Source organism: Paenibacillus piri (assembly GCF_004354045.1).
Taxonomy (GTDB): Bacteria; Bacillota; Bacilli; order Paenibacillales; family NBRC-103111; genus Paenibacillus_S; species Paenibacillus_S piri.
On record NZ_SMRT01000005.1, the window covers coordinates 98,476 to 114,661 of the forward strand.

A 16,186-nucleotide genomic window follows, 5' to 3' on the forward strand; every position below is an offset into this window, starting at 1 on the left:
TTCGAGGTTGAATTTTTTGGCGTTACGTGATACTTTTCTTTTATCCTGAATAGAAAAGGTATGGTACTGGTATGCAGCAACAAACGGTGTCTATTATGGGAGTCCCTTTTTCAAAACTTAATTTGCAGCAAACTTTAGAGAAGCTGGCCAATCGGATTGACAAGCAGGATGACGGCCTGTTTCATCTTATAACCGCGAATCCGGAGATCGTCATGATGGCGGGTCAGGACGACGAGCTGAAGTCGATCATCGGCCGTGCGGGGATGATTACGGCGGATGGCATCGGGGTCGTGATGGCGGCCAAATGGCAGGGCGAACCGCTGGAAGAGCGCGTAACCGGATTCGATATATTTACCGGCCTGCTGAAATCCGGCAATGAGAAGGGCTATTCCGTCTACCTGTTGGGGGCCGATGAAGAGACGAACCGGAAATCGGCCGAGGTGATTGCGAAGCAGTACCCGGGCGTCCGTATTGTCGGCAGGCAGAACGGATTTTTCGGCAAAGACGAGGAAGCGGGTGTCGTGGCCGCGATCAGGGAAGCCAAGCCCGATATATTGGTCGTGGCTATGGGTGCGCCGTATTCGGAGAAGTGGATTTATCGGTATAAATCCGAGCTTCAGGCGAAGATCGCATTCGGCATAGGCGGAAGTCTTGACGTACTCGCGGGTAAGGTGAAGCGCGCCCCGGTCATATGGCAAAATCTTCACCTCGAATGGCTGTACCGGCTGCTGGCTCAGCCGTCGCGGTGGCGCCGTCAGCTCGTTTTGCCCAAATTTGCGCTAAGGGTGCTGTTCGGACGCGGCAGATAGCGGATAATGTCCGGGAATAGCGATAACCGAGCGATCGTATGGCTTATCGGAGAACATGCGCAAATAAAAAGAGGAAGCTCCAGTCAGCTGTACTGCTGAATAGCTTCCTCTCCATGCCTAAACCAACGTCCCGAGCTTCTCGCCCATTTTCACCGTACTTCCGACCTCCAGATCGCTGCGGCTTACAAACGTGTCGCTTTCCAGCAGAAGGACGACCGTCGAGCCGAATTCGAAGTATGCGAGATCGTCGCCGCGGACCGGATGGCTGGCCAGCGGAGAAGCGTATTGAATGCTGCTAACGTTCATGGCGCCGACCTTGACGACCGCCAGCTCGCCCGATTCATGCTGCATATACGTAATCAGGCGCTCGTTGCGGCTTAGCACCCTGCGCATATGGCGCAATCCGAACTCGTTGACCGGGTATACTTTGCCTGGAATATGTTCTTTTTCAATGATGGTTCCATCGATCGGCGAATGGATCCGGTGATAATCCGTCGGGCTCAAATATAGTACAAAGTAGAAACCGTTTTTATAGTTAACCATGCGCGGCGAAAAGTTGAGCAGTTCTTCCACCGTGTAATCCTGCCCTTTTACATTTAAAATCAGGCCGTCGGCAATCGTGCCGATGCCGGTAATTTTGGCGTCGACCGGACTGACCAAAGCTCTCGGGGACGCATCAACAGGGCGAAGCCCCGGCTTCAGCCGTCTCGTAAAAAAATCGTTGAGGGAGGCGTACTCGCTCAACTGTTTTTCGGCATCCTCCAGCCGGATACCGTATATTTTGGCAAAGCGGGGAATAAGCGCCCGGCTTGCTCGTGATTTTGCAAACGCGCCTGTTAATTTAGAGATCGATTTGCGGGAAGAAAGCTCCGTTAACAAGCGGAAAAAAGATTTCGTCATAGCTCTGCATTCACCTGTTCCCTCTATTTGTTGTTTATCAAATATCTTGACATATAAGCTGTCCCAACGCAAGAGAAAAAGATACCGGCCAATGAAGCGGCGAGCCTTTTGCCGGCTGCATTTTATAAAGGAGCTGATGTTTATGCCAAATGTTGATTTGCCCTTATCGGAACTTTATCATTATAAGCCTGATTTGACGGCGCAGCCCGATTTCGATGAGTTTTGGAACAATGCGAAAGCGGATTCAAAGCAAGCACCGTTGAATGCCAAGGCGGAGCCGGTGAACGATCATCCGTTGACTTCAATCCGGATATACGATGTCGTTTTTGACGGTATGGACGGTACGCCGATTCACGGATGGTATGTCGTACCGGCTGGGGATCACGCTCCGGGTTCGCTGCCTGTTATTGTCAAGTATCACGGCTATAACGGCAACCGCGGGAACCCGCATGAATTGCTGCATTGGGCTTCGATGGGAATGGCGGCATTCGCGATCGACGCAAGGGGGCAAGGCGGCTTAACGCCGGTCGGCGCGGTTTTTCCGCAGGGCAGCGTATCCGGCTGGATGACGCTCGGCCTTTTGAACCCTGCCGAGTATTATTACAGGCTGGTATATATCGATTGCATCCGCGCGCTTGATTTCGTGTGCGGACGGCAGGAGGTCGACGCTTCGCGGATCGCCGTGTACGGCGGCAGCCAGGGAGGAGGCTTGGCGTTGGCGGCGGCCGGGCTGGACGAGCGGCCTAAGCTGGCGATGCCGTATTATCCGTTTTTATGCCATTTCCGGCGTGCCGTCGAGATACATAATAGCGGACCGTATGCGGAAATCAAAAACTGGTTCCGCCGGTTCGATCCGGAGCATCTCCAGGAGGAGCGGGTGTACCGGACGCTTAGTTATTTTGACGGCATAAACATGGCCTCGCGGGTGAGAGCGAGAACGTTAATGGCGATCACGCTGCAGGACATCACCTGCCCGCCGTCAACCTGCTTTGCCGTCTACAACCATCTGGCCGGAGAAAAAGAGCTGAAGCTGTATCATGATTACGGTCATGAGGCGCTGCCTTTTCACGAAGAGGCCATGATGCGGTTTGCAGCTTCGTATCTTTAGGATGAAGCGGAACCGGCATTAATTTTGGCGTTGACTTTTTTTACATACATGATAATATGATTTATGTCACTAGGGGAGCCTAACCGGCTGAGATTGGATCGCAGATCCTAGACCCTCTGAACCTGATCTGGATTGTGCCAGCGTAGGGAAGTGGAGAGCGTTTGAAGCGTGTAATGAAATTCACACATGCAGACCACTTTCGGAAGCGGAGGTGGTCTTTTTGCTTTTCAACGGGCCTCCGGAACAGTGAATGAGCTTATTTATATTATCGGGAGAAAGGGTGGAGCAGGTACAATGTCAAAAGGTTTGAAATTGACCGATATTTTGGTCACGATCGTCATTGCGGTTGTTTTTGCTGTGATTTACAGGTTATGGGGGGATGTCTCGAACATTGTCAAACTGGCCGGACTGCAGCTCGATCAGCTCGTCTACGGCGTCTGGTTCATGGCCGCAACGGTTGCTTACCTGCTGATCCGCAAGCCCGGCGTCGCGCTGCTGGCGGAGGTAGCCGCCGCATCGGGCGAACTGCTGGCCGCCTCGCAGTACGGCGTCGAGGCGTTGACATACGGGATCGCCCAAGGTTTGGGAGCCGAGCTTGTGTTTTTTCTGTTTCGCTACCGCAGCTTTTCGCCTGGGGTTGCCGCGCTCGCAGGTATGGCTTCCGCGGTCGCTTCGTTAATTTTCGACGGATTCAAAGGCTACTTAACGGATTTGCAATCATGGAATTTAATTTTGTATCTTGTATTTCGCCTGATCAGCAGCGTGTTTATTACAGGCCTGTGCGCATATTGGCTTGTCAAAGCGCTGGAGGCCGCAGGCGTGGCCAATCTGGTCCGTCCGGCGAGCCGGGCCGACTATGACGCGTTGGAGCGCAAAACCGAATGAGCGCGATCGCCGCGGTCAATGGTCTGAGGCTCAAGTTTGCCGGAACTGCGTCGCTGCAGTTCGACGATTTGTCGTTTGCCGTGCCGGCCGGCCAAAAGGTGCTGCTGCTCGGACCGAGCGGAAGCGGAAAATCGACGCTGCTGCAGGTGCTGACCGGTTTGATTCCGGGAGCGATTGAAGTGCCGATGCGCTGCGACGGCATCACGATTCCTTCCTCCTGGGGCTATTTGTTCCAGGACCCGGATACGCAGTTTTGCATGCCTTACGTTGACGAAGAGTTGGCCTTTGTGCTGGAAAATTTGGGCGTGCCGAGGGAAGAGATGGACGCCCGCATTCGCGACGGGCTGCTGCAGGTGGGACTGGACTTGAAGGACCCGCATATCCCGATCCAATCGATGTCGCAGGGGATGAAGCAGCGGCTCGCTATCGCTTCTATATTGGCGCTGGAGCCTGACGTCCTGTTCCTGGATGAGCCGACGGCATTGCTCGATCCGGAAGGGACGGAGCAGGTGTGGGAGACGTTAAAGAAAGTCGGCCGGCATAAAACGCTGATCATCGTGGAGCATAAAATCGACGCGGTGATCGGGTTTGTGGACCGCGTCGTGTTGTTTAACCACGACGGGGCTGTGCTGGCGGACGGCCAGCCAGCGCATGTGTTCGCCGTACACAAGCCGGAGCTGCAGGAGTACGGCATCTGGTACCCCGGCGTGTGGCGGGATTATACCGCCGGCCCCGGCTACAAAGCGCTGCAGGCGGCCCGCGAGGCCGGCCCCGCAGATGCCGGAGCCGCCCGGGAAGTGCTGACACTGCGCGAATTCGCCGGATATCCGGACGGGCGCAGCGGGAAGCCTCGAATCCAGGTCGCGGATGCGCGACTGGATTCCGGGGAATGGATCGCCGTTGTCGGGCCTAACGGCGCAGGAAAAAGCACGCTGCTGCAGTCGATCATGCAGCTGATCCGCACGAGCGGCGGCTATGCGTTTCTCGGCCGCCGCGTGCTTGGCTTTAAAGATATGGCGGACGAGGCCGCCTATGTGTTTCAAAACCCGGAGATGCAGTTTGTCACCAACTCCGTGTTCGACGAGGCCGCATTCGGCTTTCGCAGGGACGGCGCCGCCGATGCCGAGCGGCTGACGGAGGAGCTGTTGGCCGAGTTTGGCCTCGAAGCCCGGCGGGCGCAGCACCCGTTCCAGCTGTCGCTCGGGCAGAAGCGGCGTCTGAGCGTCGCGACGGCGATGGGCAAGTGCCGGCAGCTGGTGCTGCTGGATGAGCCGACGTTCGGACAGGACGCGGCCAACACCTTCGCCATCCTGGAAAAGCTGGAAGGCTGGCGCCGTCAGGGCGCATCGATCATCATGGTGACGCATGATATGGATATTGTGCGATACTTTGCTACCCGCGTATGGCGGATCGAGCAAGGCCGCCTTGCCCTGGATGCCGCGTCGACTGCTTATTTGCGCACGTTGGAGCAGCCGGCAGCACCGCCAAGCGGTCTTGAGCCGGCTGAAATGCGGCGCTGACGACAACATGGAAAACGGAGGGCATAAGCTTGTTCACATTCGAAGAAACATGGCTGCACCGGGTAAATCCGAGCGTGAAGCTGATCTTGTCGGTCGGGATGTTTTTTGTCGTGCTGTTTACGGATAACATCAATGTGTTGGTCAATATGACGATAGCCCAACTGCTGCTGCTGCTTTTATTCTCCGGACATCCGCTGTCGCGGCTGCTGCTGTTGCTCCTGCCGTTCGGTCTCGTCTTTGTCTCCTCCTCGATGTCGATGATGCTGTTCGGCAAAGGCGATACGACATGGCTTAGATGGGGGCTTGTCCATGTGACGGAGGAAAGCTTCTTCCGCGGGCTGCATATCGGCTTGAAGACGGTCAACATGGCTTTGACCGGCTTGCTGTTTGCGCTCACGACGAAGCCGGTGGCGTTGTTCTATTCGTTAATGCAGCAGTGCAAGCTGCCGCCCAAATTCGCATACAGCTTCATGGCCGCACTGCGGCTGATGCCGATCATGGCGGATGAGCTGCGGACGCTGCGGATGGCGTTGAAGGTGCGCGGCGTCAAGCGGCGCGCAGGATTGGCGGGCTTCTACGAGACGCTGCGGCTGTACGCGATCCCGCTGCTGGCGCAAAGCATTCGCCGCGCCCAGCGCATTGCGGTGGCGATGGAAGCGAAGCGCTTCTCCATGGCGCGCGGGCGCACCTATTATTACCGCATCGGCTTTTCACTGCGGGATGTGTACCTGCTGCTGTTTTTCGCAGCGGCCATTTCGGCCTCCATATATGCAGGGCAGCACTTGCCATATTTTCATATCGGCGACGTACGGTACAAAGTATAGACTGCATCAACATCAATCCGCTTCTTCGGCAGATCGCTGAAGAGGCGGATTTTTTTGTTGCTTGGCAAATGATGCGCAATTAATTTCTGCGGAGATCGGGTGGCGTACACAAAACGTTCAAGGTTGCCTAACATCCAATGTGACTTTGGTCATAGATGCCCGCCGGCCCACCTTCTACAATAAGAGCATCAAAGTTAAGTCTGAAAGGAGTGAAGGCAGCGTGGATCAACAGCATAAGCAGGAAGATACGGCTTTAAAAGGAACGTTAGTATCGGTATTGCTGCTTGGCGGGTTTCTCATACTGACATGGGTCGGCGTATTCGCCATCTTCGTTTCCAGAGGCTAGGCAGCAATTTACACTTCAGTAGAAGGGGTTGGACATTCCATGCATATTCACCGCTATGAAAAAATTTGGTTAAGCTTCGGCATCGCCATGCTGGTCGTATTTTTGGTTGTCTTAGGGGTCGGCGCCTTTGCGTTGGGAGCTCAGACACCGGGAGATCATGATCATTCGCAGCATCAATCGCGGCAGACGGTCGACCCGGAAACCGTGGATCAGACGGCGCCTTTCAACGATTTGGGTTTGAAAAAAATCGGCGAAAACGAGTACGACGCCTATATGCTGGCATTCGCCTTCGGGTACGGACCGGATAAAATGGAAGTTCCGCAAGGAGCTACCGTTCACTTTCATATCACAAGCAAGGATGTCGTTCACGGCTTTCAAATTCCGGGTACGAATGTGAACATGATGGTAGTGCCGGGCGAGGTAAACCATCTGACCTATACATTTACGAAAAAAGGCGAATTTCTGATTTTATGCAATGAATATTGCGGCGCCGCTCATGAAATGATGCAGGCTGTCATTATTGTGAAATAGTTTGTGAAATTAAGAACAAGCCTGGCTTGTTCGGCAAAGGAGAACAGAACGATGATCACACAATTCAAAAGCTTTGACCGCCGCGATTCGGCGCTGGTGCTTGCACATATTTTGTTCGCATTTTTCGCCCTGCTGCTCGGCGGGGTGGCCGGGGTACTGCAAGGGCTTGTGCGCGGCGGTATGATTACACTGCCTTACGGAATCGGCTATTACCAACTGCTGACAGCGCACGGAATTTTGATGGCGCTCGTATTTACGACCTATTTCATTATCGGCTTCCTATACTCCGGAGTGGCGAAAACTTTAGGCGGGCATTTGCTGCCGGTCCCGCGCGCGCTCGGATGGCTCGGTTACGGATTGATGACGACAGGCACCGTTATCGCTACCATTTTAATACTGCTTAACAAAGCGACGGTGCTGTACACCTTCTACGCGCCGATGAAAGCTTCCCCGTGGTTTTATGTAGCGCTTGTCTTCATTGTAGTCGGCAGCTGGATGAGCTGCTTCGGCATTTTCATCAATTACCGCTATTGGAAAAAAACGCATAACGGCAAGCTGTCGCCTTTATTCGCTTTTATGGCTGTCGTGACGATGCTGATGTGGTTTATCGCTACGTTAGGGGTTGCGATCGAGGTGTTATTCATGCTCATTCCGTGGTCGTTCGGATGGGTCGAAACAGTAAACGTCACGTTAAGCCGTACCTTGTTCTGGTATTTCGGCCATCCGCTCGTTTATTTCTGGTTGCTTCCGGCTTATATTTGCTGGTATGTAGTCATTCCGAAAGTAATCGGCGGCAAAATGTTCAGCGATGCTTTGGCGCGATTGGCTTTTATCCTGCTGCTGCTGTTTTCTATCCCTGTCGGATTTCATCATCAGCTCATGGAACCGGGAATCAGCTCGGTATGGAAATATGTTCAGGTAGTGCTAACGTTCATGGTAGTAGTGCCATCCTTGATGACGGCCTTCTCGCTGTTTGCGACATTTGAACTGCATGGCCGCAGTATCGGAGCGAAGGGTCTGTTCGGCTGGCTGAAAAAGCTTCCTTGGCGCGATGTCCGTTTTTTCGCTCCTTTTATGGGCATGCTGGTCTTTATCCCTGCCGGGGCGGGCGGCCTTATCAATGCGAGCCATCAAATGAACATGGTCGTTCACAATACGCTATGGGTCACCGGCCACTTCCATCTGACGGTAGCGACGAGCGTCGCATTGACCTTCTTCGGCGTTACGTACTGGCTGATTCCAGCCATAACTGGCCGTGTGTTGACGCCGCGTATGCATAAATTAGGCATCGTCCAGACGATCATCTGGCTGGTCGGCATGTTCTTTATGTCGGGCGCGATGCACACGGTCGGCCTGTTCGGTTCGCCGCGCAGAACCGCGTACACGACATACCAGGATCATCCGGACGCTATCTTATGGATGCCGTACCATGTCGTCATGGCCATCGGAGGGACGGTTTTGTTCATCGGCGTCGTCATGATGATTATGAATGTCGTGATGCTCTTGAGAGCGCCGAAAGGCGAGACCGAATATCCGGTCGCCGAGGTCAGAGATACGGCGGAGCGGACGCCGGCTATTTTCGAGCGCTGGGGCATATGGGTGGGCGCGATTGTCGTTCTCATTTTGATCGCTTACTCGATTCCGGTCATGGAGCTGCTGAACAATCCGGGCACCGGAGCCAAAGGAATCGTAACCTGGTAGCCAGTTCGCCGCTGCATTTCAACCGATTCCGATTCAATCGACGGGACCGCTGTGATCTGCGGTTCCGTCATTTTGTATGTTCCGCTCCTCCATCATCCGGCTGCCGGTTTCCTGAAGCCAACGAAGGCGGTAGCAGTTCATTCCGACACGGCCTAGCTCATCGAGCAGGCCGTAGTTGGCCCACGCGCCTATTACGGCGCCGATCCCGGGAACAAGCTGCAGCATTTTGCGAAAATCGATCGTATCTCGATATTCCTGTTGAAGCTGCTGCCAATCGATATGCTCCGCGTAGGACTCGGCGGGAGGGAGGGTACGGGCGGTCTCCGGCCATTGAATGACCGTTTGCAGCAGAACCCGTTTTTTCACCTGGCTGGAAAAGGCCAGCTGAAATACATGCAGAATGAACAACCGCTCCCGGTAATCGCTGGTCGAATGGCCGTAAATATGAGCCAGCTCGAACAAAAATTTCATTTTGATACCGATCAAAATCGGAAAATCGGCAACGCCGAGCAAAATGCCCCCCGCACCCGCACCCGCTCCTTCGGCTGCGGCGAGCTTTTTGTATAACGATATTAATTCCTCAGCCTTATAATCTCTTGCTGCGAGCGAGCTGCCGGACAAGGGAGGGTTTTTAGGCATATATTCGATACTGAACAGCGCTGTTTTGACGATCCCTTTTACCGTAGCTGTAATGGTTTGATGTACTTTATCGGGGATGACCTGATTGATTCGCGCCGAAATGACTTTTGACGTATTTTCCAAAAAACCGGGAGGCTTAAGCAATTGTTTCTCCCAAATTTTTAACGCTTTTGCGGTCTGTTGTTCGTATACGCTCCATCTTGTATTCATCTGCACGGCACTCCCTTTGTCACCCTTCATACTACCATTATACGTTACCGGAGCAACAAGTAAAAAAAACGGCTTCGCATGCCAAAGCATGGAAACCGTCAGTGGAGCTTTATACCTGCTGAATTTTTATTAAGTTCGTAGAGCCGGATTGTCCCACCGGCACGCCTGCGGAAACAACCGCCAGCTCGCCGGATCGGATTAGTCCGCTTTCCAGGGCGCTCTGAATGGACGTGGCGAACATTTCATCCGTTGATTGAACGGGGATTCCTTTAACCGGAAATACGCCCCAAAACAAACAAAGTTTTCTCTGCACCCGCTCGTCCGAAGCTACCGCGATGATAGGAGCTTTCGGGCGGTATTTCGAAACCATCCGCGATGTAAATCCGCTAACCGTCGGCGTAATAATAGCGGCGGCTTCCAAATCAAGCGAAGCGCCGACGGCGGCTTGGCTGATCACCTCGGTGATGTTGTTTTTATGCAGCGCGGCTTTCTTTTGCAGCATTTCAGTATAGGAGAGAGTGGATTCGATATTTGCGGCAATGGCCGCCATCGTCTTTACGGATTCCAGCGGATATTTTCCGGCTGCGGTTTCGCCCGAGAGCATCAGCACATCGGTGCCGTCATAAACCGCGTTTGCCACATCGCTTGCTTCCGCTCTGGTTGGACGCGGGTTCACCTGCATAGAGTCGAGCATATGGGTCGCTGTAATGACCGGCTTGCCGACTGCATTGCTTTTTTGGATCATTTGCTTCTGGATAATCGGAACGTCCTCAATTGGAATTTCAACCCCGAGATCGCCGCGCGCAACCATTAGCCCATCCGATGCTTCGAGGATTTCGTCCAAATTTTCGACGCCTTCCTGATTCTCAATTTTCGAAATAATTTGAATGTGAGAGGCGCCCCCCTCATCCAGCAATCGTCTGATTTCCAAAATGTCGCTTGCCTTACGGACGAATGAAGCTGCGATAATATCGACATCCTGTTCGATTCCGAACAATATATGCTGCACATCCCTTTCGGTAACTCCCGGCAGCGAGGTGTGGATTCCCGGCAAATTAACCCCTTTGCGGGATTTGATGATGCCGCCATTAATAATGCGACAGTGGATTTCCGTGCCGTCGATCGCCTCCGCATGAAGCTCGATCAGCCCGTCGTCCAGCAAAATCCGCGAACCGACCGCAACGTCTTTGGTCAATTCCGAATAAGAAACCGATATGCGCTGTGCTGTCCCTTTGATCTGCTCGGTCGTTAAAATGAGCGTCTCTCCGGTACGAAGCTCGTATGAAGGCTGCTCCAATACGCCGGTGCGGATTTCGGGCCCCTTAATATCCAACAATATGGAGACGGTAGCTCCCAACTCCCGGGCAGCCTGACGCACTCTTTGAATTCTTCCTCTATGATCGTCCAAATCGCCGTGAGCCATGTTCATCCGGGCCGAGTTCATGCCGGCACCAATCAGTGCCTTCAATGTCTCTACAGAATCGCATGCGGGCCCCATTGTGCACATAATTTTCGTTTTGCGTAACATTGCTGCTGTCCTCCTGTGATGGTTTCGATGAACATCATTGTAGTGGAAAAAATAATTTCTTACTATGAAAAATAGTACTGTAAATGTATAATAGTATTTAAATCTAATCGTTGGGAAGGTTGATCCTTTGCTGTTCATTCAATCAATTCGGCAAGATACGGGCGCGCAATGGTTTGAGGAATATGTAGAAGGCGCTGCGTCATGGATGTTGATACTGGTCAATTACGGGAAATGCTTGTATTGGATTCGGGAGGAAAAATGGCTGCTGGAAAAAGGAGACCTGCTGCTTGTCCCAAGCGGGGTTCCATTTTACGGGAAAAGCATTCCTTCCGTTACTCACGGTAAATATGTCGTCTGCTTCACGAGAGAGGAGGGGGCATGGATACGTTTGCTTCCCATGTTGCTTGAAAAACGCGTTTACAAATGGAAAACCGGCAAGTACGAGCTGCTGCTGCAAAAATTCAGAACCATGCAGGAGGAATGGACCGAACGGCCGGCCTTTACCGATGCGATGTGCTCAACGCTGATGATGGAGGTGCTGACTCGCTGGAGCCGTGAAATGGCCGAAGGGCAGCCATCCACGCTTAAAGAAAGTCATGCCGAGCTGATGAAAGCCTATATTCAAAACCATTACCGCGAAAAAGTGACAAAAGACGTCCTTGGCGACGTCATCGGCAAAAGTCCTAACTATGCAGCCGCTGTTTTCAGTGAAGTGACAGGCCAAACCATCGGCGGATTTGTGCACGCACTGCGGATCAAAACAGCGCTTTATTTGCTCACGCAATCCCAAAGAACAATCGCCGATATTTCCGACTATTTAGGCTATTGCGATCCTTCGTATTTTCACCGGATATTCAAAAGAGAAACCGGCCTCCCGCCTGCCGCCTATATAAAAGAAAGAGAGGAGAAGCGATGAATCCCCGCTTTACGCTGTACTTTTAAAAAAGTACTATCCCCAACGGTCAGTATACCGTTCATTGTTCGTTATCCTAAGGTGCTTCTTTCTCGCTTTCTGCTAACCGCACGGAATCAATCTCTTGCACTTCCCGCTAACCGCACGGAATCGATCTCCTGCACTTCCCGCATACTATCCTCTGACACCTGAGGTTAATCCCCATGGTATTTATCACCGACTTTTTCCACTCATTATCGTTCAACACATCACAGAATCAATCTTCCGGCACTCTTGCGGTACTATCCCCAAGCGTCAGGTAGTCGGATCAATCACAAGACCCGCCTCATAAATGTAAGTATAAAATAATAAAACAAGCTTGAAATAAGAACATATGTTTGGTATAATGAATTATAGACTAGAAACTTTGGATTTTATCGAATCATTTTTTTATGTATTGTGCTATTTATTTTGCTTCTTAACCTGTGGTGCTTTGTTTGTGAGCTGCAGTCTGCATTTGAAGCCTTTGAAGCCTTTGAAGCCTTTGAAGCCTTTGAAGCCTTTGAAGCCTTTGAAGCCTTTGAAGCCTTTGAAGCCTTTGAAGCCTTTGAAGCCTTTGAAGCCTTTGAACACTTTTCGGCATGACTTATTCATGTGGCTTTATATATTAGCGGGAGAATAGACTTTTCCATAGTTTTGCATAGTTCTCAATCCTCTTTATCATTGGTTCGTCTGTATCCCGAAAGAATCAGGCTCTAATTCATGGCTTCTTTATAGATGATAAAATGTTGTCTTATTTTCTTATTTCGGGGAGGTTGTTCGAATGGAATTAGTTGAGGCGCAGATACAGACGATTTCAAAAGAGCAGCTTCAATTAATCAGTTCGGAACAACAGTGTATGGAGGCGTTGTTTTCCGCAAAATGGCCGGATGGTTTTCGTTGTGCCCGATGCAATCATTCCCATGCTTATAAGATAACGACTCGCAGACTGCCGCTTTTCGAGTGCAGCTCATGTCATTATCAGGAATCTTTAACCAAAGGCACCCTCATGGAAGGTAGCAGAAGCGATTTGCGTAAATGGTATCATGCTTTGCTGCTTTTTTCGCATAATCCGACGGGTATTACTGCTCTTCAGCTCAGTGCTGCAATAGGCGTCACCTATAAAACAGCTTGGCTTATCCTGCATAAGTTCCGCTATTGTATGGGCGAGGCAGATGCGAATACGATGCTGTCTGGTATCGTCCGGGTTAATTGCGCTATGTATGGCAAGCCTTATAATCCATCGATGGAGCGCCATCCCCAAGAGCAGCCGCTGCTTATAGGGGCGTCGGTAAATGATGAAGGCGACCCTGTTTATGTCAAAATAAAACAAGTTTTTCAAGAACATCTGCTTGGCCGTACCATTCGTCCCATTGGAACCCGGCATTTTAGTGACTGCCATATTGAACCTGACACGGATGATTTGGAGTCGGTGACTGCCCGATACAGCTCTCGCCGCTTCCATCGTTTGCTGAACGTAGTTAAAAAGGCTGGGCAATGGATCAATACAACCTTTCATGGCATAGGTCCTAAATATTTACAAGCTTATCTCAATGAATATTGCAGCCGATTGAACCTGGCTATCCATGGAACATCAGTCTTTCGCTATTTAATCCGCTTATGCGTCACAATTGCGCCAGTTACATATGCATCCCTATTGCGTAGTGCAAGCCGCTCATAAGCAGGAGTGGTTAGGCCTGGGGTTCACTTACGGAATTAACTTCTTAACGATATGATTCATCTTAGGTTGTATTCTGAAAGGTTAGTTTGCTTTTGCCCAAATCAGAAGTGTCGCGTCATTTAATTTTGATACAACGAATAAGAGAAGCTGGATCTTGTTTACAGGTGAAGTATCATAGCAATAAGCAGCCTAAAAAATATAGGACATAAGAAGCCGAAAAATAACGTCTCAAGGAACGTCTCAAGGAACGTCTCAAGGAACGTCTCAAGGAATCTCTTCTGAAAAAATCTTAACACTGTTGCATGCGGGCTCCAAAATGTTGCAACCAAAATTTTCGGAAAAATGTTGTGTTGGTGAAATTCCATCTGAATAGCGTCTCGCGGTTGAGTAGTGCCTGTCTTCTCGTGGTTGAGCAGTGCCTGTCTTATTATAGGATTTGATCAAAATTCTTTTGGTCGCGGCTTAAACTGAGTTAATGGGATAATGACCGTAAGGAGGCGAAAAGGTGACTACTCACGAATGATGCTGCATAAAATGATTCATTGTAGCCGTTGAATAGTACCGAATAGCTGCCGAACAGCGGGAACAGGTCAGAACATCCATAACAGGTCAGAACATCCATAACAGCAAAGAAGTAGTATTTAAAGAGAGCCTAGTTTTGCATAATAAAAGCAATACATAATAAACGGCAATCAATCACTGAGCGGAGAGGACGAGTTATATGGAATTACAACGATGCGGATGGGTAAATGAGGATCCGTTATATATTGCTTATCACGATTTGGAATGGGGCGTGCCGGTACATGATGACCGCAAGCTGTTTGAGATGCTTGTCCTGGAAGGGGCGCAGGCGGGATTGAGCTGGTACACCGTTTTAAAAAAGCGGGAATCTTACAGGCAGGCTTTTGACGGATTCGATCCGTACAAGGTAGCCGCCTACGATGAGACGAAAATGGAAGAGCTGTTGAACAATTCCGGAATCATACGCAACCGGTTAAAAATTATGGCGACCGTTACGAATGCGCAATGCTTTCTAAAGGTTCGCGAGGAGTTCGGCAGTTTCGATTCCTATATTTGGAGGTTTGTTGAAGGAGAGCCGGTTCGCAACAGCTGGTCAACATTGGCGGAGGTGCCCGCAAGCACACGTCAATCCGATGCGATGAGCAAAGATTTGAAAAAACGAGGCTTCAAATTTGTCGGAACTACGATATGCTACGCTTATATGCAGGCGACCGGCATGGTTAACGATCATATTCAGAGTTGCATTTGTTTTGATGGCAATCGGACGTCGTAACATTGTTGAGCAAAAATTTGGCATAAGCCATCGGATTGAAGTAGGCGGCTCTCCATTCTTTATGCATGCCGGCTTCGCGAAAGCTGTAGCGCTGATCCCTTCCGTTGCATTCGATAATCATAGGAAAGCCGTTAGCGTCAATGCCAACATCCAGACCAAGATCGGCGATGTGCGGCAGGGATGCACCAAGATGGCGAGCAATTCGGAGCGATAAGTCTGCGATTCCCCGAAACACCTCCTCCTTGTTCAAAGCCATATAATAATCCGTATCTAAAATGGTTTCAAGCCGGTATACGGTACCGCCTTGCGCGACGTTAGTTAAAAAGCACTTTTTCGACGCGACTTTAGCTACGATGCCGGTAATTTGCCAGCCGCCGGAGCTGTCACGCTGCACCGATACGCGCAGGTCGAATGGCCTGCCCTTATATGTGGCAAGCGGCACGCATTGTTGAACGATATGTTTTTGAGCGCGAAGCTTTCGCTTCAATAAAACTGGCAGCGTTTGGCCATGAAGGTGAATAGTTCGCCAATTTTGGTTTTTGACGCCGGTACGGACCGGGTAGGTCAATATCCAGCCTGTTGTTTTTCGTTCCAGCTTCATAACGCCAAGACCGGTGCTGCGATTATTCGGTTTAATGATCAGTGAATGATATTGCTTCATCATGGCGCGCACGCTTGCTGCCGTTGCCAGGCAGGTCGCAGGGAGGTGAGGCTTCAGCTCCATATTCTCCAGTAACATGCGATGAATGCGAAGCTTCCCATAACGGTTCCACCGGTTGAATAAGCGGATTCCGTTTCTCGACCAGGTACACAGCTTCCGGTACGCTTTACTATCGGCATGAATGGCCCGATTGTGAATGACCTTCGGTATAGGTACCGCGATGCGGATGAACTTTTTATTGTCGTTCATTACGTAGGCCCGAACGGTCTCTCCTTTGGACCGGAAATCCTGCAAGCGGAAGAAACAAGGCGTAACCTCCAGCTCTTTCCCCGCCTCTATATAAAGCTTGACCGCTTCATGATTCGTTTTCCCTAAGGGGATGTTGCGGTACAAGCTGTCATTAACGAGAATGCCCACGTAAGGAATTTGCATGCGTCGTCTCTCTCCTTTGCTGCTTTGAGCCTACCGGATTGCTTGACTGACTGTACAGCATATGCCAGGGGCAACGGGTATGTATGGACAGGTGCGGTGGGCATTGATTGATTCCCGTGATGCTTGTCTATTGACGGTTCCCGCCCCATTCTCTAATGAATATAGTAAGGAAACGTTCATTTCGTA

At 51.1% G+C, this 16,186-nt stretch carries 16 protein-coding genes and 1 riboswitch; of the genes, 12 read left to right on the forward strand and 4 right to left on the reverse strand.

Annotation, left to right across the window (positions count from 1 at the left end):
* The first annotated feature begins 71 nt into the window (after positions 1 to 71).
* Positions 72 to 809 (forward strand): WecB/TagA/CpsF family glycosyltransferase, encoded by a 738-nt coding sequence (locus E1757_RS13015; RefSeq protein WP_133228680.1) that lies wholly within the window; start codon positions 72 to 74, stop codon positions 807 to 809.
* A gap of 117 nt (positions 810 to 926) precedes the next feature.
* On the opposite strand, the gene asd is transcribed toward E1757_RS13015, so the two are convergent.
* The gene (gene asd / locus E1757_RS13020) at positions 927 to 1,709 is read right to left on the reverse strand and encodes an archaetidylserine decarboxylase (protein ID WP_133228683.1); all 783 of its coding nucleotides are present in this window, start codon (positions 1,707 to 1,709) and stop codon (positions 927 to 929) included.
* A gap of 142 nt (positions 1,710 to 1,851) precedes the next feature.
* Between asd and E1757_RS13025 the strand changes: the two genes are divergently transcribed.
* The 7 genes from E1757_RS13025 (at position 1,852) to E1757_RS13055 (ending at position 8,624) form a co-directional block, all read left to right on the forward strand.
* On the forward strand, positions 1,852 to 2,817 hold the full coding sequence (locus E1757_RS13025) for an acetylxylan esterase (protein ID WP_165972095.1): 966 nt from the start codon (positions 1,852 to 1,854) through the stop codon (positions 2,815 to 2,817).
* Positions 2,818 to 2,878: 61 nt separating this feature from the next.
* Positions 2,879 to 2,983, forward strand: a riboswitch (TPP riboswitch).
* Between the two features lie 128 nt (positions 2,984 to 3,111).
* Positions 3,112 to 3,702: an ECF transporter S component gene (locus tag E1757_RS13030; protein ID WP_133228690.1), complete on the forward strand. Its 591-nt coding sequence runs from the start codon at positions 3,112 to 3,114 to the stop codon at positions 3,700 to 3,702.
* On the forward strand, positions 3,699 to 5,222 hold the full coding sequence (locus tag E1757_RS13035) for an ABC transporter ATP-binding protein (RefSeq protein WP_133228692.1): 1,524 nt from the start codon (positions 3,699 to 3,701) through the stop codon (positions 5,220 to 5,222). The genes E1757_RS13030 and E1757_RS13035 overlap by 4 nt, the downstream gene beginning before the upstream one ends.
* A gap of 29 nt (positions 5,223 to 5,251) precedes the next feature.
* Entirely contained in the window at positions 5,252 to 6,046 is a 795-nt protein-coding gene (locus E1757_RS13040; RefSeq protein ID WP_425464837.1) for an energy-coupling factor transporter transmembrane component T family protein, read from the forward strand.
* 220 nt (positions 6,047 to 6,266) lie between these two features.
* Positions 6,267 to 6,392: a cytochrome c oxidase subunit 2A gene (locus E1757_RS13045; protein ID WP_133228697.1), complete on the forward strand. Its 126-nt coding sequence runs from the start codon at positions 6,267 to 6,269 to the stop codon at positions 6,390 to 6,392.
* Between the two features lie 39 nt (positions 6,393 to 6,431).
* Complete coding sequence (locus E1757_RS13050) at positions 6,432 to 6,923, forward strand: cytochrome c oxidase subunit II (protein WP_133228700.1); 492 nt, start codon at positions 6,432 to 6,434, stop codon at positions 6,921 to 6,923.
* Positions 6,924 to 6,974: 51 nt separating this feature from the next.
* Positions 6,975 to 8,624, forward strand: coding sequence for a b(o/a)3-type cytochrome-c oxidase subunit 1 (locus E1757_RS13055; protein WP_133228702.1), 1,650 nt, complete (start codon positions 6,975 to 6,977; stop codon positions 8,622 to 8,624).
* 33 nt (positions 8,625 to 8,657) lie between these two features.
* Here E1757_RS13055 and E1757_RS13060 read toward each other — a convergent pair whose 3' ends face one another.
* Together E1757_RS13060 and pyk are read right to left on the reverse strand one after the other, a co-directional pair.
* Positions 8,658 to 9,473 (reverse strand): EcsC family protein, encoded by an 816-nt coding sequence (locus tag E1757_RS13060; protein ID WP_133228704.1) that lies wholly within the window; start codon positions 9,471 to 9,473, stop codon positions 8,658 to 8,660.
* A gap of 109 nt (positions 9,474 to 9,582) precedes the next feature.
* Positions 9,583 to 11,001 (reverse strand): pyruvate kinase, encoded by a 1,419-nt coding sequence (gene pyk, locus E1757_RS13065; RefSeq protein ID WP_133228706.1) that lies wholly within the window; start codon positions 10,999 to 11,001, stop codon positions 9,583 to 9,585.
* Positions 11,002 to 11,128: 127 nt separating this feature from the next.
* Here pyk and E1757_RS13070 point away from each other — a divergent pair, with 127 nt between their 5' ends.
* The 4 genes from E1757_RS13070 to E1757_RS13085 all read left to right on the forward strand — a co-directional run bounded on the left by E1757_RS13070 (position 11,129) and on the right by E1757_RS13085 (position 14,907).
* Positions 11,129 to 11,917 (forward strand): AraC family transcriptional regulator, encoded by a 789-nt coding sequence (locus E1757_RS13070; RefSeq protein ID WP_133228708.1) that lies wholly within the window; start codon positions 11,129 to 11,131, stop codon positions 11,915 to 11,917.
* A 447-nt stretch (positions 11,918 to 12,364) separates the two neighbouring features.
* Positions 12,365 to 12,538 (forward strand): hypothetical protein, encoded by a 174-nt coding sequence (locus E1757_RS36195; protein WP_220446501.1) that lies wholly within the window; start codon positions 12,365 to 12,367, stop codon positions 12,536 to 12,538.
* Positions 12,539 to 12,716: 178 nt separating this feature from the next.
* Positions 12,717 to 13,613, forward strand: coding sequence for a transposase (locus E1757_RS13080; protein ID WP_133228710.1), 897 nt, complete (start codon positions 12,717 to 12,719; stop codon positions 13,611 to 13,613).
* A 721-nt stretch (positions 13,614 to 14,334) separates the two neighbouring features.
* Entirely contained in the window at positions 14,335 to 14,907 is a 573-nt protein-coding gene (locus E1757_RS13085) for a DNA-3-methyladenine glycosylase I (RefSeq protein ID WP_133228712.1), read from the forward strand.
* Here E1757_RS13085 and E1757_RS13090 read toward each other — a convergent pair.
* A complete protein-coding gene (locus E1757_RS13090) occupies positions 14,855 to 16,000 on the reverse strand; it encodes a YheC/YheD family endospore coat-associated protein (protein WP_133228714.1) in 1,146 nt (381 codons plus the stop codon). The genes E1757_RS13085 and E1757_RS13090 overlap by 53 nt on opposite strands.
* Positions 16,001 to 16,186: the final 186 nt, after the last annotated feature.